The organism is Streptomyces boluensis (assembly GCF_009908195.1).
Taxonomy (GTDB): domain Bacteria; phylum Actinomycetota; class Actinomycetes; order Streptomycetales; family Streptomycetaceae; genus Streptomyces; species Streptomyces boluensis.
The window spans coordinates 77,426-99,049 of record NZ_JAAAHS010000001.1 but is presented as its reverse complement, the minus strand read 5'-3'; the positions used below and the strand labels follow the sequence as shown (position 1 = coordinate 99,049).

14 protein-coding genes are annotated in these 21,624 nt (G+C 65.8%); 5 read left to right on the top strand and 9 right to left on the bottom strand.

Annotation, left to right across the window (positions count from 1 at the left end; translation table 11 throughout):
- Positions 1-134 precede the first annotated feature (134 nt).
- The 4 genes from GUY60_RS00415 to GUY60_RS00400 all read left to right on the top strand — a co-directional run bounded on the left by GUY60_RS00415 (position 135) and on the right by GUY60_RS00400 (position 3,948).
- Complete coding sequence (locus tag GUY60_RS00415) at positions 135-1,115, top strand: GlxA family transcriptional regulator (RefSeq protein ID WP_161692785.1); 981 nt, start codon at positions 135-137, stop codon at positions 1,113-1,115.
- Between the two features lie 205 nt (positions 1,116-1,320).
- The gene (locus GUY60_RS00410; protein ID WP_161692784.1) at positions 1,321-2,508 is read left to right on the top strand and encodes an NAD(P)/FAD-dependent oxidoreductase; all 1,188 of its coding nucleotides are present in this window, start codon (positions 1,321-1,323) and stop codon (positions 2,506-2,508) included.
- Between the two features lie 92 nt (positions 2,509-2,600).
- Complete coding sequence (locus GUY60_RS00405) at positions 2,601-2,984, top strand: DoxX family protein (RefSeq protein WP_161692783.1); 384 nt, start codon at positions 2,601-2,603, stop codon at positions 2,982-2,984.
- Positions 2,985-3,051: 67 nt separating this feature from the next.
- Complete coding sequence (locus tag GUY60_RS00400) at positions 3,052-3,948, top strand: RNA polymerase sigma-70 factor (protein ID WP_161692782.1); 897 nt, start codon at positions 3,052-3,054, stop codon at positions 3,946-3,948.
- Between the two features lie 488 nt (positions 3,949-4,436).
- Here GUY60_RS00400 and GUY60_RS00395 read toward each other — a convergent pair whose 3' ends face one another.
- Positions 4,437-6,701, bottom strand: coding sequence for a hypothetical protein (locus tag GUY60_RS00395; RefSeq protein WP_161692781.1), 2,265 nt, complete (start codon positions 6,699-6,701; stop codon positions 4,437-4,439).
- Positions 6,702-7,023: 322 nt separating this feature from the next.
- Here GUY60_RS00395 and GUY60_RS00390 point away from each other — a divergent pair, with 322 nt between their 5' ends.
- Positions 7,024-7,491 (top strand): hypothetical protein, encoded by a 468-nt coding sequence (locus GUY60_RS00390; RefSeq protein ID WP_161692780.1) that lies wholly within the window; start codon positions 7,024-7,026, stop codon positions 7,489-7,491.
- Between the two features lie 303 nt (positions 7,492-7,794).
- On the opposite strand, the gene GUY60_RS00385 is transcribed toward GUY60_RS00390, so the two are convergent.
- The 8 genes from GUY60_RS00385 to GUY60_RS00350 form a co-directional block, all read right to left on the bottom strand.
- Positions 7,795-8,784: a hypothetical protein gene (locus GUY60_RS00385; RefSeq protein ID WP_161692779.1), complete on the bottom strand. Its 990-nt coding sequence runs from the start codon at positions 8,782-8,784 to the stop codon at positions 7,795-7,797.
- Positions 8,785-9,818: 1,034 nt separating this feature from the next.
- Positions 9,819-10,934, bottom strand: coding sequence for a hypothetical protein (locus GUY60_RS00380; RefSeq protein WP_161692778.1), 1,116 nt, complete (start codon positions 10,932-10,934; stop codon positions 9,819-9,821).
- Positions 10,915-15,381 (bottom strand): coiled-coil domain-containing protein, encoded by a 4,467-nt coding sequence (locus GUY60_RS00375; protein WP_161692777.1) that lies wholly within the window; start codon positions 15,379-15,381, stop codon positions 10,915-10,917. The genes GUY60_RS00380 and GUY60_RS00375 overlap by 20 nt, the downstream gene beginning before the upstream one ends.
- Before the next feature lie 13 nt (positions 15,382-15,394).
- Positions 15,395-16,210, bottom strand: a complete 816-nt coding sequence (locus tag GUY60_RS00370; protein ID WP_161692776.1) for a hypothetical protein — start codon at positions 16,208-16,210, stop codon at positions 15,395-15,397.
- Positions 16,207-17,703, bottom strand: coding sequence for a hypothetical protein (locus GUY60_RS00365; RefSeq protein WP_187369895.1), 1,497 nt, complete (start codon positions 17,701-17,703; stop codon positions 16,207-16,209). The genes GUY60_RS00370 and GUY60_RS00365 overlap by 4 nt, the downstream gene beginning before the upstream one ends.
- A 484-nt stretch (positions 17,704-18,187) precedes the next feature.
- Positions 18,188-18,751 (bottom strand): peptide deformylase, encoded by a 564-nt coding sequence (locus tag GUY60_RS00360; RefSeq protein ID WP_161692775.1) that lies wholly within the window; start codon positions 18,749-18,751, stop codon positions 18,188-18,190.
- A 769-nt stretch (positions 18,752-19,520) separates the two neighbouring features.
- Positions 19,521-19,700 (bottom strand): hypothetical protein, encoded by a 180-nt coding sequence (locus tag GUY60_RS00355; protein WP_161692774.1) that lies wholly within the window; start codon positions 19,698-19,700, stop codon positions 19,521-19,523.
- Between the two features lie 1,414 nt (positions 19,701-21,114).
- Positions 21,115-21,576, bottom strand: a complete 462-nt coding sequence (locus tag GUY60_RS00350; protein ID WP_161692773.1) for a transposase — start codon at positions 21,574-21,576, stop codon at positions 21,115-21,117.
- Positions 21,577-21,624: the final 48 nt, after the last annotated feature.

Sequence of the window (21,624 nt, the reverse complement as noted above, 5' to 3'; positions counted from 1 at the left end):
GTCCCGCGCCGCCGCCCGTGCCGTCGGTACCGCCCGCCCCGCCCCCGTGCCCTTGGTGCCGCACGTCCTGAGACTCCCTGGGCGGAAGGACCTCAACCAGTGGCCCGATGGTCATGGAGTGAAAGGATCGGGTCATGCATCGCGTTGGCGTTCTGGCTCTGGAAGCCGTCGTCCCCTTTGAACTCGGCATCCCCGCACGGATCTTCGGCGCCGCCCGCGACAGCGCGGGCAACCGGCTCTACTCCGTGACCACGTGCAGCCTGGACGGCCGCCCCGTCCGTACCGAGGCCGACTACGAGCTCACCGTCTCCCACGACGCCTCCCTGCTGGCCGGCGTCGACACCGTGGTCATCCCGCCCTTCCACGCGCTGGGTTCCATCCGCGAGGAAGGGCGCCTGCCCGACGCCCTGCGCGAGGCTCTGGCCGCCATCCGCCCCGGAACCCGGATCGTGGCGATCTGTACCGGCACCTACGTGCTGGCCGCCGCGGGACTGCTCGACGGGCGCCCCGCCACCACTCACTGGCGCGAAGCCGACCGCCTGCAGCGCATGTTCACCACCGTGCGCATCGACCCCGACGTCCTCTTCGTCGACGACGGCGACATCCTCACCTCCGCCGGGGTCGCCGCCGGCATCGACCTGTGCCTGCACATCGTCCGCCGCGACCACGGAAGCGACATCGCCAACGAGGTCGCCCGCTCCTGCGTCGTACCGCCCTGGCGCGAGGGCGGCCAGGCCCAGTACATCAAGCGCCCCGTACCCGGACCCGCTGCCGCCGGCACCGCCCCCACCCAGGCGTGGATCACGGAACGCCTCGCCGAACCCGTCACTCTGGCGGACATGGCCGCGCACGCCAACGTCAGCGTGCGCACCTTCACCCGACGCTTCCGCGACGAGGTCGGCACCAGCCCCGGCCGGTGGCTGGTCCGCCAGCGCGTCGACCTGGCCCGGCACCTCCTGGAGACCACTGACTGGCCCGTCGACCTGGTCGCCGTCCGCGCCGGATTCGGCACCGGTGTCTCCCTGCGTCAGCACCTTCATGCCGCGATCGGGGTCACGCCCCAGACGTACCGCCGCACCTTCCGCCCCACACCCACACCCGCACCAGCAGCCTGACAAGCCGCCGCCTGACAAGCCGCCGCCTGACGAGCCGCAGCGCGATCACCTCCCGGCGCCCTACCGGCGCAGAACGCGGACATCCCAGTCGCCACCACTGACTCCGCGCACCTACCCCCTCGCAAAGTGACCTGCCTCACAACCTGTCACACGTGCCGGACGAGCGGTGTCCTGTGCCCGAACCCCTCGAAACGAAGGAGACACCGTGACTGGGAACACCGATGTGGTCGTGATCGGCGGCGGGTACGCGGGCGTCCTCGCGGCCAACCGTCTGACGCAGCGCGACGACGTGACAGTGACGCTGATCAACCCGCGTCCGGCCTTCGTCGAGAGGGTCCGCCTCCACCAGGTGGTCGGCGGGTCCCACGCGGCGGTCGTCGACTACCGGGAGGTCCTGGGCGAGCGCGTCGAGCTGGTGGTCGACACCGCGGCACGGATCGACGCCCCCGCGCGAACCGTGATGTTGGCGAGCGGCGGCACGGTCGGCTACGACTACCTGATCTACGCGGTGGGCAGCGGCAGCGCCGACCCGGACGTCCCCGGCGCCGCCGAGTTCGCGTACCCGATCGCCACCCTGGAGGAGACCCAGCGGCTGCGGCCGGTCCTCGACGCCGCGCCCGCGACGGCCGCTGTGACGGTGGTCGGAGCGGGTTCGACCGGCATCGAGACCGCCGCCGAGCTGGCCGAGCTGGGCCGCCAAGTGACCCTGGTGTGCGGCGGGTTGCTCGGTCCGTATCTGCATCCGCGGGTTCGCCGCTCGGTCGCCAAGCGGCTGGCCAAGCTCGGCGTGACGGTGCTCGAAGGCTCCGGTACGAAGGTGACAGCGGTGACCAGCGACGCCGTACGCCTCGGTGACGACCGCACGCTGCCGAGCGCGGTGACCATCTGGACCGCCGGGTTCAGCGTGCCGGACCTGGCCACGCGCAGCGGGCTGAGCACCGACACCTTGGGCCGCCTGCTCACCGACGAGACGCTGACGAGCACGGACGACGTACGCATCGTCGCGGCCGGGGATTCGGCGGCGCCGTCGGACCTGCCGCTGCGCATGAGCTGCCAGACCGCTCGTCCGCTGGGAGCACACGCCGCCGACACGGTGCTCGCCCGGATCGCGGGGACGCGGCCCGAGGCCATCAGCGTCGGCTACTTCGGCCAGTGCATCGCTCTGGGCCGCCGCGCCGCCACCGTGCAGATCGCGGCCAAGGACGACACCGCGAACAAGTACTCCATCGGCGGGCGCCTGGCCGCGGGCATCAAGGAGCGCGCTTGCCGGGGCGTCGTCAAGGAACTGGTGGACGAGGCGCGCAAGCCCGGCTCGTTCACCTGGGGTTTCAAGGACGACAAGCGCCAACAGCTGCTACGGGCCAAGCAGAACGAGACCGCCCTCCACCGCTGAACCACTCCGCTGAACCAGCACCGCTGAACCACCACCTCAGCACCGACACAACGACACAACGACACAACGACACAAGGAAAGAGAAAGCCCCCATGAACCTCGCTCTCTGGATCGCGACGGGACTGCTGGCCGCGGTCGCCCTGGTCGGCGGCATCACCAAGGCCTTCGTACCCAAGGAGAAACTGGCCGCGCACGAGGGTGGGAGATGGACCCGGGACGCCGGCGCCGGCTTCGTCAAGACGCTCGGGTTCCTGGAGATCCTGGCGGCGGCCGGCCTGATCCTCCCGGCCGTACTCGACATCGCACCGGTCATAGTGCCGGTCACCGCTGTGTGCTGGATCCTGCTCATGATCGGCGCGATGATCACGCATGGCCGCTTCGGTCAGTACAACCTGGTGGTGCTGAACGCGGTCTATCTCGCGCTCGCCGCCTTCATCGCGTGGGGCCGCTTCGCCCTGGAGCCCTTCACCAGCTGAGCAAGGACATGCCGCCCCGACAGGTGGGCCGGGGCGAGACGGATACCGACGAACGAGGGACCGAGACATGCCCGACCGTGCCACGAACGCGGCGACCGAGACGTTCGTCGCCCACCGCAACCTGCTCTTCACCGTCGCCTACGAGATGCTCGGATCGGCGGCCGACGCAGAGGACGTTCTCCAGGAGACCTGGCTGCGATGGATCAAGGTCGACCTGGACCAGGTGCGCGACCAGCGCGCCTACCTGGTCCGGATCACGACCCGGCAGTCGCTCAACCGGCTGCGCACCATGAAGCGCCGCAAGGAGGCGTACGTCGGCCCCTGGCTGCCCGAGCCGCTGCTCACCACGCCGGACGTGGCGGAGGACGTCGAGCTCGCCGAGAGCGTGTCGATGGCGCTCATGCTGGTCCTGGAGACACTGTCGCCGACCGAGCGCGCCGTCTTCGTGCTGCGCGAGGTCTTCGAGGTCGAGTACGACGAGATCGCGGCCGCCGTCGGCAAGAGCGCTGCGGCCGTCCGCCAGATCTCGCACCGCGCCCGCAAACACGTCGACGCCCGCCGCCCCCGCCAGGTGGTCTCCGTGCGCGAGACCCGGGCGGCACTGGAATCGTTCCAACGGGCCCTGGAAACCAGGGACTTCCAGGGACTGCTCGACGTGCTCGCGCCCGACGTCGTCGTCGTCAGCGACGGCGGAGGCATCAAACAGGCAGCGCTGCGGCCACTCATCGGCGCCGAGAAGGTGGTCCGCTTCCTGGCCGGCGGCATCGGCAGGACCAACGCCACGATCACCCTCGGCCCGGCCGTGGTCAACGGCAGCATGGGCTTCGTCTTCCACCTCGACGGCGAGATCGACGGCGTCATGGCAGCCCGCGTGGAGAACGCCCGCATCACCGGCCTGTACTACGTCCGCAACCCGGAAAAACTGGACCGCGTCGGCTCGGAAACCCCACTCACCTTGCGCTGAACCCGCCCCACTGCCCCGGCCCGCATCCGCCACGCCCTGGCCGAGACCCCATGAAGGAGAGCCTCGGCCAGGCGGTCGATGCCCCCGGTCCACGATCCCGCCACGGCCCGAAGCCGCCTCCCGAAATGGCCCCCCAACGCACATCGGGCCCGGTACTGAATCCTCAGTACCGGGCCTGATTTGCTGTTCCAGCTGTCAGGCTGGCGGGGATTTGAACCCACGGCCTCTTCGTCCCGACTGAGGGCCGAGCGTGATCGTTAACAGGTTGGATCGGGATCTTTCCTGCTCAGGCGCTTGGTGTGGGGTGGCCTGGAGTGGCTTCGGTGGGTCTCTGGGAGAAGGTCATCTCCCAGATTTCTCCCAGACCGGCGGCTGCTCGGTGGCAGGGAGCCACGTGTACCGGGATTGCCTCAGCACATTTGCTGAGGAAGCGGCCCGCCCTCGTACCGCCGCCGTGCCGGAAGGCGCGACGGCGGTGACCAGCCGGTCTAGCTGTGTTGCCCGTTGCGGCGTCGGATCCACCAAGTGAGGGCGGCTCCTGCTGCGGCCAGGGCGGCTGCGATGCCGGCGATCAGTCCGACCGGAGTGCTGTTACCTGTGTCGGCGAGGTCGCCGTCAGGATTGGTCGGAGCGGCAGTGGGCTTGTCTCCGGGCTCCTTCGTGGGAGTGGGCTTGTCGGTCGGTTCCTGGGTGGGCGTCGGGGTCGGGTCGGGCTCGTCCGTCGGCGTGGGAGTGGGGCTCGGCGCGGGATCGTCGCCGAGGTCGCCGGCGCTGTTGCCGCCCATGTAGCTGGTGGTGGTGTCGCGGTGGGCGGTCTCGTCCCGCACCGAGGTCCGCGTTGTCTTGTCCAACTGCGGGTGCTCCAGGCCGAACTGGACCTTGGAGATGTTGCGCTTGGGAGACTTGGAGAAGTCGACGCCACCCATCGACAGGATCCAGACCTTGCCCCCGTAATCGCGCTCGAAGGTGTAGTCGCCGTCGTTGTACGACTTCACGTACTTGTCGAAGACGGTCTTCTTGTCCCAGTCCCTGTTCGCCCCGCGGAGCGGCCAGCGCTTCACATCGTTGCTGTTGATGATCTTGCGGAAGTCGGTGGCCTTGTTCTTGTCCTGCTGGCGGACCCACTCGGCGGCCACGCGAGAGGTGTAGACGCGGCGCAGATCGGCGTAGGAGGGGTCGTTGTTCACGCGGCGTTCCAGCTCGGGCAGGATCATCGACTTGATGAGCGCTTCGGCCTGCTTGGTCTGCGCTTCCGTGATCTTGCACCGGGCCGGAGGCTCGTCCGGGCCGGAGGGCACCTCCATGTTGACCTTCAGGGGCGCGTCCAGGATGTAGATGCCCCCGTCCTGCTCCCGCACCTTCGCGGGCTCAGGGGTGATCCACTGGCGGATGACCGGAAGGCAGGGCGCGCCGTCTGCCGTACGGGGCGCGGCTCGCCAGAAGCGTTCCCCGCGCTCGTACTTGTCGGGGTTCATGGCGTCGGCATAGTCGTGCTTGAGTGTCAGGTCCGATTCGAGCAGGACACGGCCGGCATCAGTCTTGGCGAACGTCTTGTCCATGACGACGTCGGGCTGGACGGGGTTGAGGTTGACCCAGAACTTGTCCGGGGTCAGGGCGAGCCAGGTGAAGAACGCGTCCGAGGCGAGCTGCAGCTTGGCCTTGCCGCCGTACCCCGGGGTCTTGTCGGGGTCCTTCATGTAGTCGGCCTTGAAGGAGTAGTCGACACCCTTGCCCTTGACCGGGTTGCCTACATAGCGCAGTTCCAGGGTGGAGAAATCCACGCCGCCGGGGCCCCGTCCGCCGGGGAACGCGCCACGAGTGCCGGACTTGTTGGCCAGTTCCTGCTGGCGGCGCGCGTCATTCGGTGTCGGTCCCGAGTTGCGAGCGGCGCTGTTGACCGGGCCGCGCCCGCCCTTCTGCGGGTCGGGGTTCATGATCGGGTCGTACTTGGTGTAGACGTTCGGCTTCCCGATCTGAGCCCGGCCGGTCGAGCGGTGCTCACGGGCCCGTACCTGAGTGCGGCTGGTACCGCGCTCCTTCTTGAGCTCGTCGTCCAGTTCCTTGATGGCGCCCTTAGTAGGGTCCTCGGTCGTCATCCCGGTGACGTAGGTGAGGCGGTGGTTCCTGTACTTGGGGTCGCGCAGGATGGTGCGCTCGGCGGCATGCTGATCGGACCGGTGCGCGCCGTTGGACTTGAACTCGGCGAACTCCTTGGTCCGACGGTTGTACGCATCGAAGTCGCGGACCACCTTCTCGCCGGTCTGGGGGTCTTTGACCGTGACCTTGACCTGGCACAACCAGTCGGGCCCGACCAGGTTGAAGTCCTTGACGACCTTTGCCTCGAAGGCCCTGCCACGGGCGTTGACGGCCTGGTTGCCGATGTACTTGACGGTCAGCCAGTCGCCCCACTTCCGCGTGGGATGCGTATTGCTGGTCAGCTGCCGGTAGTAGCGGGCGTAGATCGCCATCGCCTTGTCGCCGGGGTTGCCTGACGCCTTGTACGCCTTGTCCCACTTGTCGACGTCGGCCTGCGTCTTGCCTGCCTGCTTGAGCTGGGCCTGGGTCGGCGCCTTCAGGTCGTCGTAGGCGGCGTTGGCATTCGCGTAGTCATACCCGGTCTCAAGTCCGGCGGGCAGCTCGCTGAAGTTCCCGGAGCCGGGGATCTGGCCGTTGCCGTTGGTCTCCTTGCCGAGCCATTTCTTGTCGCAGCGCTTGCCTCCGGTGATGTCGGCGTGCGCTCCGCTGATAGGCATGCCGGGCAAGCCGGTCAAGGTCACCGCGCACGCGGCTGTGAACGCCATCGCCAGGCGCGCGGTCAGCCGCCCTCGACGTCGCGGTGTCGTGTCTATGACATGACTCACGATGCAGTTGTCCCTCGTTCTGATGGGGGCAGTTGAGGGTCACGGGTTCGTACTGCCGGTGCTGGTGGGCCCCCGTTGCACGCGCCCGGCAGGGTCTCAGCCTAAGCGTCTAAGTGGCTTGCCACTAAAGGGATTTGATGGTGTCTTGCCGTCAACTGCCTTTAGCTTCGAAGAGGTTCGTGTGGACACATGTCGCCCTCGTAGGGTGTCGCGTATGAGTGAACCGATGGAGCAACTGGAGGGGTGGCTGGACGAGCGAGCCACAGCGTTCGGGGAGTGGGTGGGCGAGACCGGTGCGCCAGGAGCGTGGGACTTCAGCCCGCCGTCGCTGGACACGCTCGAGGAGCTTGTCCGGAAGCGCTTCGCGGGCGAGGAACAGATCCTTGCCGAGCGCGGCAGCGCGTTCATCCAGGGCGCGGTGTGGTACGCCGGTGAGACCGTACGGCGGGCGCGCGCAGGCGTGATGTGGGGCTTCGATCCATGGGAGCCCGGCACCGACGAACTGCCGGAACTGTTCGCCTCCGAGCTGGGCGTCGTCACGGACAGCCCGTACCTGGTCCGCTCGGGCCAGGGCAGCGACAAGGGCCGCTATCCCCTCGGAGCAGTCATCAGCCTGGTCTGCACCACGGACGAGGGGGACCATCCTGTCAGAACCCATCTGCGGGATCTGTTGGACGACTGACTGGGCGATCGTGCGCGGGGAGGCATCCCTCGTCGGGCCATGTGCCCGAGGTCGCCGGTAGCGGTCCTCGACCGACTGCTTGGAGCTTGGCACTGAGAGATGAGGACACTGGCGGAGCACTGGGTGCGCGACTGTACCGGGGGCTCTGCCTTAGCCGGCTGTCGGGCAGATCGAACGATGTCGCTCTGTCCGTTTCCTGCGTCGGCTGTGCACAGGCAAGCAGCCGCTTCTCCAGCATCGTGGTGGGCTCTGAAAGTGGTGACAGCGACGGCATTGATCGTCGGTAGGGTCTCGTCGATTGCCCTAGCCCGTACTCAGATCGGATCGCTCGATCTGCTGAAGCATGTGATTCATTGCGCCTTCGCTGTCACCCTCGGCGAGCTGCCAAATCGACCAATGAGATGGCTCGAGCAGAGCGCACAACGTCCAGGCGTCGGCGTCGGAGGCCGGCTTGCACTGCTGATCTGCGTACTCGTAACGGTCCGAAAGGCCGTTGATGCCGGGCGAGTAGAACTTCAGAGTGGCAGCACGAAGATCAGAGACGCGTGCGCTTCGGAGAAGTCCACGAACGTATGCAGGGTCAGTCATGCGGGCAGCAGACGCCGGCATCGCTTGCTGAGGGATCACTGCATCAACCAGAGGAAGCATCATGCTGCATGCTTTGGCCTGGGTTTCGAAGATGCGGCCCATCTCCTCCTGGCTCATCGGCCGACCGAATGCGCTCGAAAGGATCTTCCCAACATCCCGCAACGACGCCGCTGATGACCGGCGTCGAGGATCCAGCTCGGCCGAAGGGAGCAGTTCGCTCAGGAGCGTCTCGACACTCTCGTCCGCTTCCTCAAGGTGCGACGCGAGGGAGACCACGAACTGCCGCATCGATTCCATGGCCTGGAGCCAGTCCCCATCCAGATGTTCACTGGCGTTCTTCTCCCCCTTCGTGGCCAGCTTCGGCATCTTGAAGCCACGCTTTTCCATGCGGTCAAGTGCTTGTTCGAGCTGGCCGCGAAGTTCCTCGGCAGCCTGCGGCTCCGGACTCAGCGCGAGCAGATACCAGCGGACCCCGGGGCATAGATGTCCAGTCTTCGAGCGGGCCAACGCAGCGAGGAACATGGCCTGTTCGGCTTCTTCGTCGGTCACCCCGCCTCGACCGGGTAGCGGGATCAGCTGATCCATCCGGTCACGGCGGAGGCGTTCCTCCGTGTAGCCGCCAGCTCCTACGCCGTGCCGCTCGAGCGCCGTGTGAACCGCAGGTAGCAATTCGAGCAGAGCCTCGGGAGGCTTCTTCGTTCCCATGGGCTCACCCTAGGGAGGGTGGGCAGCGTCCCCTGTGGGATGCAGATTTTTCGACGATCCCCACTCCCTCCTCCTGTGACGCCAAAGTGGCCAGTGGGGCCAGGCCACCTGCAACGGAAGGAGGGAAGGAGTGGAGATCGTCCTCGCCGCGGCTATCACCGCAACCGCGACCGTCTTCGCCGCCTTCATCACTACGAGGAAGAAGTAACGCACTGGGGTCCGCGTTCTCGATGACGCGGACCCCAGTGGCTTCCCCTCTCGCATGGGGAGCCGCGCTGTGAACGCCGAAGGGCTTGAACGACGCCATCTGCTCGGCCGTCATGTTGTGCACCACTTATTCGTTGGCGGCGGCAGAGCCACGGCAAGTTCACGAGCGCGCACGACGGCAAGGCGAGCGGGCGTGGTGATCCGGTCTCCAAAGCTGAGGCCCACTGGAGACCCCGACCAAGATCGGCTCCCAGATTTCTCCCAAACGATCACCGCAAACGCAGCAAGGGCCCGATCCGTTTCCGGATCAGGCCCTTGACCTGCTACTCAGCTGTCGGGGTGGCGGGATTTGAACCCACGACCTCTTCGTCCCGAATGAGGTTCGGTCGGGGATCTTGCCTGCGTAGATGACGTTTCCCCTGGTCAGGAGGTGGTGTCGATAGGTCTCGCAGGGCGCGGCGAGGGCTCGGGGAGCAGGTCGGCTCCCAGATGGCTCCCGCGCCGTGGAGTGTCGGCGTCGCAGCCATCCTGTGGTGCCAGCTGACCCACGGCCTAGGTATTAAGGAGGGCCTGCAAGGTCGTGATGGGTGCTGTTCCGTGATCTCTATCGGTCCAGTTGTCCCTGTTCAGGGACTTGCCAAGCTCGCCGACATGCTGCGCAATCCGACAGGGTGCTCTCCCGTCCGCTCACGCAATGTCGACCCTGCACACGAGGTCAGGAGCTGACTTGAGCCGCTTCTGCATCTCCTCGATGCGACGCCGTGCCGCCTTCGCTTCCCTCTTCGCGTCGGCGCTTCCTCTTGCGCTACGACCCATTCCCCAGCTGGTCAAACCAAGTCGGCGTGCCAAGCGGTGTTGTGGGTCAGGTATCGGTAGCCGACCCACTCCTGTGCCAGGCGCTGGCCGGCGACGAGGAGACCGATCACCTTCGCCCGGTGCCCCGCAGGCATCCACTGGACCAGAGCATGAGCCTCCCCCGCATCGATGGCCCTCTCCTTCGCATCTCGTGCGCGTCCAAGCTCCAGTAGCGCGCCGTAAAGTCGCTCAGTGGGCTGGACCGTTGGAAGGCCCCGCTCGCTGGCGGTCTTGGATGCCGCGTACGGGATGCGGATCCCGCTGAGATCGAGGTCGCCGAAGTAACGGATCTCCGCAATGCCATGCTGGTCTGCAAGTGTGTTGACCGATGCACGGAATGTGCCGCCGAGCCCCCAGGCGACGTACCCCAGACGGTGGTTGTCGGGGAGACTGTGCACGAGAGACCACCAGGTGGCCGAGTTCTCGACCACGAGCAGGATGTCTCCACCGCCGACACGTTGGTAGTAGCCGTCCCCGATTTCGGTCAGGAACGTCTCTGTCAGCAGCGGCGGGTGCGTCGTGAACGTCCGCAGCGTCGTGTGCAGCCGGTCAGAGTCGCCGAAGATCGGCCCCGAGCGCAAGGTGTCGAAGGTCTTCTCCGGCATGGGAAAGTCAGCTTCGCTCCCGTACGTTCCGAAGATCTCCAGAGCCCGTTCCCGGAGCGGCACAGGGAAGAGGTCCGGATCGCTCATCAGCCAATGGTTGACGGCCACGTACGTGGAGCGCTGCTTCGGGGTGGCCGTCGGCCACTCCCTGGCGAGCCGGTAGAGATCGGGGTGCCAGTGCGGCATGGGCGGTGTGGGGGGTCGCGGGGGTGCGGTGGCGCACAGCCAGATCTTGAGAGGCAGGGAAACCCCGTCCCGGGTGCGTTGTTTCATCTGCTCAATCAGGCCTTGCTCTTCAAGTTCGTCCAGCAGCCTCGACATGAGCAGGGGTTCGAATTCGCCGTCCGGATTGCGGTTGTTCACCTTTCGGAATGCGATCCAAATGTCGTCCAGCACGACGCGCGTTCTGCGTGTGCCTTTCCAGCCCGCCGCGGTGGCACTGGCTCTCAGGTGCCGGATGAACTCACTCTGCCTGTGCTTCATGGGTGGGCCCATCCTCCGTCTCTCGCTTGAAGATTCTGGTGGTGGTGACGTTGCCCGTGCCGTCCGACTCGGGCAATGCGTCGAGCGTCTCCTGGATCCGGTCGGTCACGGTCAGATACTTGCGCCCCGCCCGGAGATCGGCGTCGTTGCGCAACCTCAGGATGAGGGGGAAGCGTTTCCGCGTGCCGTCGTCGGACAGCCCTGTGGTGTAGATGAGTTGCACGCCAAGTGCCTCGGCGACCTTGCGTTGGAGGGCGAGCAGATAGTCCGCGTTGGCCCGGCCGATCGGATTGTCGAGGAACAGGACACCCGAGTGTGTGTCCCTCTCCCTTCCCCGGTTGCTCGCCCGCAGGGCGGCCATGGTGCAGTACAAGAGGATGGCCGCCGTGAGGTGCTGCCCGCCCGAGAAGACATCTTTGATCTCGGAGACCCTGATGCGCTCGTTGCGCAGCACGGCGTCGGGCTTGAGCATGTCGATCCGGAACCCTCTGGGCACCGCTGCCCTCACCCCCGCGAGCAGCAACGACATCCCGTCCCTGCGCACAGACCGCCCGTCCGCGGTACGGCCCTTCGCCGCCTCATCGATGACCTCGCCGATGTGCAGGTGTGCGGTGTCGTCCTGGGCCGGGGTGAAGCGGAAGCGAAGGAATTCCTGAGCGGCCCAGTCGTCCAGGCTCGCCGGCAGCCGCGACATCCGCTGAGCCTGGCGCAACAGGGCCAACGCCTTGTCGACCTGGGCCTTGAGGTTCCGCACGATCAATGTGCGGTGTCGCTCCGTCTGGTCGATCTCCTCGTTCAGGGCGCGCAGGCGCGGCCTGAGAGCGTCGGACCACTCCGTGGCACGGGCCGCCACCGTTTCCCAACCTGCGATACGAATCTGTGTCTGCACCCGAACGTGCAGGTCTTTAAACTCCACGGCGCCGGCGTGGTGTGTGAGCCTCTCCGTTGCCGTCCGTAGGGTCTGTTCGTCGGTGTGGGCATTCGATTCGCGTGTCCTACGTTCCTTGGCCAGCCGGGTGGCAAGCTCCTGGGCAGCGTCCGCGTCCCCCTCGTAGGGGGCGATGTCAGCGGCCTCGCCGTCGCCCTCGGACACGTCCTTGGCCAATCCGTCGACGATAAACTGGAATGCCTTGGCGGATGCCTCAGCACCCTCCAGTTGATGCCCGAGGCGGGTGTGCGCTTCCTGTTGGTCCGCCACCTTACGAACGCTCGACGTCTCCTGTCGGTCGGCCTCCTCGACAGCTTCGGCACAGGATTCGATATCGGCCGGGTATTCGGGGAGCTTCACCCGGGTTGTCACGCGCCCCTCGGCAGTTGCCAGTTCGTCCGCACAGCGGGAGGCGGCCACTGCCGCCTTGCGTACCACCCTTTCGGTTTCACGCACCGCCTGGTCTGCGCTCTGCAGAGCCGTCGCCCGTGCCGCTTCGTCGGAGCCCTCGGGGCTCTTCAGCAGTGCGGCTGCCCTGCCGCGGAGTTCCTCGGAGAGCTTGAAGTAGCCTTGCTTCGCTTTGGCGGCGCGTTCGTTGGCTCGCTCACGCTCTTCCAACAAGTCGCTCCCGACCTGAACACGGAGATATCGTGCCGCGGCCTGGTCGTACGTGCTCCGGAGCAAGGCTGAGGAGAGTTCGGGAACGGGATCGGAACGGCGCACGTCCTCGCTCCCGGGCAGTTTGGCCCGTTCGTCGTTGACGAAACGTACGGTGCGTTGGTACTCGTCGGATCTGCGTTGATGCTCTGTGACGAGCTTCTGCAGCTCGGCGGCCTCTTCCTCCGCCTTCCCGGCAGCTTCCTGACGCTCCCGCATCCTCTCCTTCTCAAACGTTGCCTGCTGCGTCCATTCCGGCAAGTGGCCGTTACGGTCGGCGAGTTCCTTGAGGCGTTCGAGCCGTTTGGTGAGCAAGTCCCGCGTCTCACGCAGAGGCGGCAGCTCCTCCTTGAATTTCTGCCGCCGGTCCTGGAGTGTCTCCAGCACTTCCTTGCGTTCGGTTAGCCTCGCATCGACGGCTGTGAGCTCGCGCACCGCGCCCGCATGTTCTTCCGTCAGCGCGGTGATGCTGCCTTCGGGGTAGCGAGTCCGCCAGTCCGTGAGAGCGTAGGTCAGGTTGCCGTCCTGCTCGATGAGGGCCGTCAGCTCTGCGGCCTGAGCACTGCGTACGGCGTGCCGGGCGTCGATCGCCTTATGCTCGACGGCCGCCGCGTCCACGTCGTAAAGGGCGGGGTGAGGTGGCATTACCGCCTCGACGCCGTCTGCCAGCTCGGCCTCGGGGTCGGTAAAGGTCCTGGTTGTCGCAACCGACACGAAGACAGTCGGTTGGGGACGCAGTGCCGTGAGCACTCCCCGGGCCCGGTCGATGTCGTCAGGATCATGGAGGAGGATACCCGCGGCCAGGTGCGGCAGTCGCTCCACGATGTCTCGTCGCCGGTCGGTATCGGGGATAGCGGCGAGGTAGCGCCATCCCGGGACCGCGACCACTTTGGCGTCCTCAAGGGCCTTGCAGGCGTCGGAGACCACTTGAGCAGGCGGCAGGAGGTCGCCCGCGGCCAGGGCGAGACGTGCCTGTGCGTCGATGGACTCGGCGACCCTCAGCTCGGTCCGTTCTCGTTCGGCTTCACGGCGTGCGGCGTTCAATGCCTCCACGAGCGGGGCGACGTCGCGTTCGAGGTCGATGTCCGGCACGTCGAGGACCGCCGCGAGCCGGGGGTTCGTCTCCAAGCGCGCTGTTTGTGCCCGGGCCTCCTCCAGCCAAAGGGAGAGCTGCTTATGGCGCCCACGCAGGTCGCCCGCCTCCGACTCGGCCTTCCGTAACTCCTCTTGCGCGAGGGCCTCTCGGTCTGCGAGTTCCGCCCATTCTCGTTCCAGGTCAGTGACGCGCTGGGCTGTGTTGTCGCGTTCTTCCTGAACGGTCTCCACGGTCCGGGGCAGCGAGGCGGCGTCATGCAGCACAGCGTCGGCGACAGCTGCCTCGATGTCCTCACGCAGACGCGTGATCAGCTGGTCGAATCTGGCGGCCTCATGTTCGGCCGTCGTGGCGTCCCGGTGCGCCGCGCGGGCACACTCTTGTGTCGCGCTCTTCTCCTTCTCCCGCACCGAGGCCTGCTTCAGCTCGTCGGAGGCGCTCCGGGCAGCCTCGTCAGCCGTCGCCCATAGGCTGCGCGCCAGGCGGCGGGCCGCGATGTCGCGCTCTTCCAGTGCCGGGCGTGCCTTCTTCTCCTCGGCGCCGATGAGATCGGTCAACGCCTTGACCTGGGCGATGCTGTCCTCGTACTCATGCACGGTCGACGTCTCTCGCCACGCGTTGACGAGGTCTCGTGCCCGGGATAGTCCCTTCTCCCTCTCTGTCAGCTCCCGCTGAGCCTTCTGGTGCTTCAAGTCGGCCAGGTGACGACGGAGCTCAGCGACGATGGCCTTGGCGCGTTCGGCGGTGGCCGTCAGCTCCTCAAGTTCCACTTCCGACTTGACGAGCTTTGCTTGCTGCTCGAGCACCACGTTGTGCTCGTTTCGCGCACGTACCCGAACTCGTCCGCCCAGTTCCGCGACGTCACGAGCGGCCTGTTCCGCCCGACGCCGCGACTGCCGTGCATTTTCGGCCTGTTGAGCGATCGGACCCAGAAGATCGAGCGCGCCTGCGACGAAGTCCCGCTCAGTAAGAAGCAACCCACGGCCGGCGAGCCGCTCCACATGTTCGGTGACCAGCGCAGCCAGAGCCTCCATCTCATCGGACTTGACGATCGCCCGCAGCAGGAAATCGACGAACTTCACGTCCGAATCAAGCTTGAGCCAGTTCGCCGCTTCACCTTCGTCGACGTTCATCTCCCGCTGATAGCGGAAGAGTTCGGGGTCAAGCTCAAGCAGCTGCAGCCGATTCGTCCAATCGCCCTGATGTCGTGTCCAGTACAGGGCCAGGCTCTGGTCGGCCGCGTACGCTTCCTGGAGCTCGTCCCGGTATGTATCCAGGGTGCACGACTTCGTACCGACCGCCATAGGGAGGGTGCCGAGGTTGATCTCGTCACTCGGTCGCAGGCAGTACCAGCGTTCGCGCAGGTTGTCGGAGACTTCGGAGGCGACCTGGTTGCGCCAGGCCAGCACCTTGCCGGTGAGCAGCAGTTCCCCGGTGAGAGGGTTCATCCACTCCAGAACGATGTGGGAGACGTCCTTGGGCATGACGAACTTCTCCACGACGCGCGAATTGGTTGTGCCCACGGTGTGGCGACGTCCGGGAAGGACGACGGAGAAGACGAGCTTGAGCAGAACGGACTTGCCACCCCCGTTCTCCAGCAGAACCAGACTGGCGGGCGAGGGCCGGTGGGTCGTGGCGCCGGTGTCGAAAAGGGCTCCTTGCTCAGCGCCCACTGGGCGTCCCGCGCCACTGAGGTCCAGAGTGACGTCGTGGAAGCGGGCACCGGCCGGTCCAACTGTTCTTAACCGGACACGAGACAGCTCGTACATGGATACGGTTCTCCTAGTCGTACAGAGTCTCGGCATCGGTGGTGCGAAGCGTTCCGGTCCCAGTGATGGGAGGCAGCACCCCCAGTTGCGTCAGTTCCTCGTAGGCGCGTGTACTGGCCAGTTCACGCACATGAACCTGGTAGCGGTGGGTGGCGAGGAAGATCTTCTCCCCGTCCTCGGAGTCGGTTCTGCCCTGGTGGAACATTCCACGGTCCACTAGGTGCACGAGAGCCCGACCAATGATGGTGAGGGTGGCTGATGCTCCGGATCGTCCGGCCTTGGTGGGGGCGACTTCGGGCCGGCGCTCGTAAGCCCGCCAGGCTCTCTCTAATTGCAGTGCATCGGCCGGTGGGTCCTGCGACTCCTCGTTCTCGGCGACGCGTTCCGCCAGCACCCGGCACATCGACCGCACGAGCCTGTCGATGGACGACACCCGGACCTTGCCCTGATAGCCGTCATCGGCCAAGTCTTCGGGCCGAGGGAAGGTCAGGGCCGCGACAGCCAGGTGCGTGATGCCGTACAGAATGCGTTCGGCCTCACGGCTCTCCCGCATCCGCACCTGCCGGGCGTACTGGTCCATGCGAGTCTCGAAGGCTGATCCCGGTAACGCGGTGTGCACCATTCCGGCGCGTGTGGTGACCGCGATGACCCTCAGCCCCATCCCCGCCGCGTACCGAGCGACGAGCGTCTCGAAGTCCGGATCCTCGGCGTAGCGCTTCACCAGCGCCGCGTAGGCACTGTCGCGCACAGGCAGGACCTTGGGTCTGAAGCCGTAGCCGATGAGCCTGCCCGCGGCCTCCGCGTCGTCGGCGATGGTCTCGAAGGTCATGATCGTCCGCTGTTCCTCTCCAGACGGTCGGCGTCCAGAGCCGCTCGATCGAACGCCGCAGACGTCAGCAAAAGGTCGTCGCCCTCGAACCCTTGACTGTCCAAGGGGGTCCCTGCCGATACGGCTAGCAGGACGCGGTCGGCCCCTTCGCTTAACGCCGCACCCAGTTGCGGGCTGAAGGCCCGCAACGCCAACAACACCAGCAGATCGGGAAGTTCTGGATCAAGCGCGGCGGCCTCCTCCAGCAGTTCAGACAACGGTCGTGCCTCGTCGGTCAGATCGAGCAGGGATTCGGCGACGCGCTGCTGCTCTTCGGTGTACCCGCGCACTTCCACGACCGGGACGAGCTCCGGCTCCTCCTCCTCGCCCGTGAATCGGGCTCGTTCGGGTGACGGAGCGAGCAACGCAGGAACCAGCGTGGCCAGACAGAGTTGGTCATCAACCGTCGGCCCCACGGAATGCTCGTAGAAGGACCGCACCGGACGGGAAGCATCGGCCAGTGTGAGCCCGAGCACTGGTTGAAGGAGGTCGCCGTACACGTCCACCGGAGCTCTGAGGGCGGTGCCAGAGAACTGTTGGCGGTCCTGTTCGTTGAGAAAGAGTGTGCGAGCGCCCCGCAACCGGGTCTGCAGCCGGGTGTGCCGGCGAACGCAATCCTCCAAAATGTCTACGAGGTCGGCGGCCCGTCTCTTGCGGACCGGATCCTCAGACTGGTCACGTTCGGTAGAAACGGACCGGACGATCGCGGACTCCTCCTGGAGCCGGTGGTCGACGTGGTCCAGAGCCTCGTTGAGGAGTTCCGGTATCTCGTCCGACCAGTCGACCGTCGTCACATTGCGGCTTGTGGCGTCGAGTTGGGCACGGATGATCTCCGCGTACTGGATGGTGCGGATGCGGGCCTGCTCGGCCACGGCCTTCGCGTCGGCCAGCCGCCCTCTGCCGATGAGATTGCGCAACCTCACCTCGGCGGCGATCTGAGCTGACTCCACATCGGTGTCCAACGCACCGATCAGAACGTTCAGCGCCTCGTTGGAAGCACGCAGATACAGGTCCCCATTGCTGTCCGAACGCTCCTCGATCAGCTTGAAGTCCCACTTCCTCAGCGCATACGCGCCCGCCCCGTCCACCTCTCCGTAGTAGCGACGGAAGCCTCTGTCCGTGTCGCGAACGTTGATCAGGGAGTCGAGCACCCATCGGGCGACCCGCATGTGCTCATCGGCCGGGCGGTCCGGAGCCTGCCAGCCGACGAAACCCGCAGCCCTGAGCAGGACCTGCTCGTGGTTCGCCCCAGTGTCGTAGTCCATCGCGATAGCGACGTGATCGATGATCTGCAGAGCCACCTCGGCCATCTGGTACTGAGCGCTGTTCAACCAGAGTTGCTTCGCCTTGCGAATGTCGAGGTCGTGCAAGGGTGCCGTGCAGGCCAGGGCCTTGAGCCTGCGCGTGAGCCCTTCGTCGGCCCACAGTTTCCGATCGCCCCCGTGGTCATTCATGGCGTCACTAGACATGCTCGCAGCTGGCGGATGCCACCTGGTCCACACGGGTTGGCGAGAATCGCAGAGGTGCCCCTCGTTCAAGACCTGCCAGTAACTTCTGACCCTATGGGCTCATTTACTGCGGATTTCCTCATGGCGAGCCCTCACACTTGTCCATCACCCCTCAAACGACACCTCGGCATATTGACTGAATCACGACCTATCGGGATGGAGGTTCAGTTGAGGCGTTCTGCAAGAACGAGCTTGCCTTTCGGCGCGGTGAATCCAAGCAGCACCTCTCGCGACCGGCCTCAACTCCATCCGTCTAGGCGGCACGGCGCCATCGAAGTGCTGCTTCAAGCGAACAAGGTCCGCCGGAGTCGCCGACTGATTCTGGGTGGTCACAAGAACCTGCTCAAGAGCTCGATATGGGAAGTAAGGGCACAGTCCAGGGCCGTCACTCCGCGGACCAGCGACTCGTTGAGCGGCTGACCTGATACCCCTACTCGTACGCCCACGCGCGGCCAGTCTGCCTGTACTCCTCCACTGGAATCGGGGCGACTCCAGCCCTCATCTGGGCTGTGTACACCAGGCCGTCGAGGTGGTCGATCTCGTGGTGGATGAGGCGGGCGAGGCCGCGTTCGTACACCGTGGTGACGGTTTCGCCGGTCAGGGCCGTGGTCTCGACGGTGATCTTCAGGGGGCGGGGGACGAGGCCGCGGACGTCGAAGAAGCTCAGGCAGCCCTCGTACTGCTCGTCCAGCTCAGCGGAGCGGTCGATGATCCGGGGGTTGAGCAGGGTGACGGCGGGTGCGTCACCGGGCGGTTGGACTACGGCGGCGGCGCGGCCGATACCGATCTGCGGGGCGGCGATGCCCATGCCCTTGGCGAAGGGGTGGACTTGGCCGATCCGTTCCATCGCGGCGAACAACTCGTCGGTGATGCGCTCGGCCTCGTCGCGCTCGGCGGGCAGGGTGAAGGTGCGGGCCGGTTCGGCCAGGATGCCGACGCCGTGCTGGACGACTCCGAGGTCTCGCATCTGCTGGCTGGGCTGCACGTCAATCACCTGAAGTCCCCTTGCGCCGTGTTGTGTTCGGGCCGTGCCCGGAACCTCCACTCAAGACGGTACCGAGCGTGGAGGGCGGGCGTGGTCGTGATCCAGGTGAATTGCCTCAGTCCACCGTCGTCGCTGCGGACGGGCGGGGTCCGCAGCGACGAGGCTTCGGCCGTCATGGAGGTCTCGGTGCCCCACACGACGGGGTCGAGAGCGGCGGGGAAGGCCAGTTGGACTTCGAGTTGCTCGGTGGGCAGACGGATGGCCCGCTGGAACCAATTGCCCAGGCATGGGCCTGCCGGTCATCTCGCCCCACCTGGGCTCCAACGATCGAACCGGCTGCAGTCGCCGCCGGTCTGTCCCTGACACCTTCACGCAAGACCCTCGGACACAAAGCAGCGCCCGAACTCACCGGAGTGGGATCCGGCGTCGTGCGGCAGGTCGGACGGGGCCACCGCCGACCTGCACGCTGCAGACCGTGTGGGACTCGAACCTCCAATCAATGGAACCCGGAAAGATCACGTCGGGCGATATCGGCCTCCGGCCCGCCGTCTGGATCGCCTGCTCGGTGTGGTTCATGGTGGCGCGCCGTCTGGCCAAGACCGGCGAATCCGCTCACGTTGCCGCACCGAGCAGGCCCTTCAAGGCGCCTACGAGTGCTGACGGTGAGGCCGTGCCCCGACCACACAGCTCTGACACACCTGCATCAATCGCCTGAAGGCAACAATGAGGGTTGTCCTTCTCGTATGCCGCCCTCCTAGGGGAAGGACTGACCTCCTACTTACTTGTGGTTGCGGGATGAATGGCCAGTCCAGACGGTGTACAAGCCGCCGAGAGCCACGGCGAGAACCGACATCCCCTCGGCGTCGATCGACCGACTCATGATGAGCACTACACCGACCGCGAGAACGCCGATGAACGCTGTGGCGTCGGCGCCGAGTTGCGTAGGCTGGGTGGGCATCAGTGTTCCTCCAGAACGCTGTGGTTGGGCGCGAGGACGGTGGATGCTTGCCGGCGCTGCCGTCCTCGCCTCCGAGCACCGGGCGGCGCTCGCTGGGAACCATTCTGAGCGGGCCATCGGAGGACGGGCGGGGAGAGCGATGACGTCTTGGTCCGACTGATCCGCGCGCGTGCGCGCACGCGGAGTGTGGATGGTCGGACCAAGACGTCATCGCCTGCGGTAGGGGGACGACTTTGACGGAGACGACGCAGAACCAGCAGCGGGGCAGGAAGCGAGCTGAGAGGCTCAGAGTCCTCGTCCGGGAGCGGGGGCTCCCGGAGGTTCTCGCCGCGACGGAGAAAATGTGGTCCAACGGCCACGCGCCCAACGAAATTAGCCTTCGAACTCTTTATGTCCGCAACCTGGATATTCCAGACGTGGACCTTTGGGTCCCGTTTCCTGTCTCTGCGCAGCTCAGATTCGGACCCGAGGTAGACGAACGCAAGCGTCCTGCGTCCCACGTGCTGCCCCCTATGGCGCGCCTTATCGTGTCGCAAGGGGTGGCGCTTCAGTTTCATTTGACTTCCCTGTTTATCGCGCACTGTCAATCCAGCCCGGGTCGGACGTGGGATAACCAGATTCCCCTCAGTGGGCGCACCCCTGATTCGGTGAATTGGCTGGACCTTATGGCCGTGTCTGCCAAATCCAGCGGGAGTTCCGCCCAGGCTTCGGCCTACACGCGGAATAAACTTCGCCAGTTCCGCTCGGCCCTCGGGCTACTGGCCCGAAATCATCTTGTCGACCTGGGGGAACCTGGATCGGTGAACAGGTATGAAGGGTTTCGGCTCCTGTCGGAGGACGCCAGTAGCTCATCGGTGGGTGCAGTCGAGTATCGCGTCCCCCGTGGTGACGAAGATGCCTTGAAAATCCCCTTTCAGTTTTTCACGCGGGGGTGGGTGCATGTGCTAACGAAGAGTGAGATCGCTGCCTTCCTGATGTGTCGTCAGCTGACCTCCGAAGAGGAGTATCGGTCCATTTCGTGGAAGGAGCGGGCCGGCCTTTTCGGGCTGTCGCGCGACGTTTATGACGCCATACAGGCCCTTGATGCATACCGACTTATCAACATCATGAGGCCAAGAGACCGTAGGGAGGACGGTACTTGGCGCGGATTCAGTAGCGGCGGCCAGCCGTTCTCAAACCAGATTCGCCTGAACCTTCGCGGTCTATGGAAGCCGGCTCACGAAGTCGTCGAAGCAGCCGTTATGAAGACTGCTGCTCTAGGTAAATGGTCCAGACCCCTCGGTGGGTAAGACAGGCATACACACCGAGGCGTTGCGTGCCATCGTGCCTACCGGTCGCGGTTGTCGGGTCTGCACCGACGGGACTCCCCGGTGAAGCGGAGGCATTGGACCCGACGCGTTGCCGATGACGCAGCTCACCGGTGGGACTTGGGCGCCGCGGTGGGGCTGATCCGGGTCTCGGCTGCTTCGGCTGGCTCCTGAAAGAGGTCCTCCCAGTCCGTGTGCCGAAGCCACGTCTCGCCCATCAGGTGCACGGTCCACCACACGAGGTCTGCCCAGCTGCGGCAGCGGTGGACCTCGATGGCGTACGTCGTGGCGTCGGGCGACGGGTTGCACGCGGAGTGGTGGACCTGCCACCAGGCGGGTTCGGGGTAGGACATGAGACTGCCCGCAGAGAAGCTGCCGTCGGCAGCCCACTTCCGCAGCCGGTTGTGGACGCCTTTCCAGGAGCCGAACTCCTCGGGCAAGTCCATCCAGGGACAGCCGGTGCGGTAGTTGAAAGCGATTGCGTCGATCACCTGCCGGTGATCCCGCCACCGACCGCCCCGCCTCGGCGCCCGGTCCGGGAGCAGTGGCTCAATCCGCTTCCAATGCACGTCAGTTAAGGCCACACGCAACCAACGATCAGATGATCCGAAGGAAGC

Excerpts from the sequence above, each read along its gene's own strand:
- GUY60_RS00415 (WP_161692785.1), top strand. The coding sequence starts at position 135 with ATGCATCGCGTTGGCGTTCTGGCTCTGGAAGCCGTCGTCCCCTTTGAA.
- GUY60_RS00405 (WP_161692783.1), top strand. The coding sequence starts at position 2,601 with ATGAACCTCGCTCTCTGGATCGCGACGGGACTGCTGGCCGCGGTCGCC.
- GUY60_RS00400 (WP_161692782.1), top strand. The coding sequence starts at position 3,052 with ATGCCCGACCGTGCCACGAACGCGGCGACCGAGACGTTCGTCGCCCAC.
- GUY60_RS00395 (WP_161692781.1), bottom strand. The coding sequence starts at position 6,701 with ATGCCTATCAGCGGAGCGCACGCCGACATCACCGGAGGCAAGCGCTGC.
- GUY60_RS00390 (WP_161692780.1), top strand. The coding sequence starts at position 7,024 with ATGAGTGAACCGATGGAGCAACTGGAGGGGTGGCTGGACGAGCGAGCC.
- GUY60_RS00385 (WP_161692779.1), bottom strand. The coding sequence starts at position 8,784 with ATGGGAACGAAGAAGCCTCCCGAGGCTCTGCTCGAATTGCTACCTGCG.
- GUY60_RS00380 (WP_161692778.1), bottom strand. The coding sequence starts at position 10,934 with ATGAAGCACAGGCAGAGTGAGTTCATCCGGCACCTGAGAGCCAGTGCC.
- GUY60_RS00375 (WP_161692777.1), bottom strand. The coding sequence starts at position 15,381 with ATGTACGAGCTGTCTCGTGTCCGGTTAAGAACAGTTGGACCGGCCGGT.
- GUY60_RS00370 (WP_161692776.1), bottom strand. The coding sequence starts at position 16,210 with ATGACCTTCGAGACCATCGCCGACGACGCGGAGGCCGCGGGCAGGCTC.
- GUY60_RS00365 (WP_187369895.1), bottom strand. The coding sequence starts at position 17,703 with ATGAATGACCACGGGGGCGATCGGAAACTGTGGGCCGACGAAGGGCTC.
- GUY60_RS00355 (WP_161692774.1), bottom strand. The coding sequence starts at position 19,700 with ATGCCCACCCAGCCTACGCAACTCGGCGCCGACGCCACAGCGTTCATC.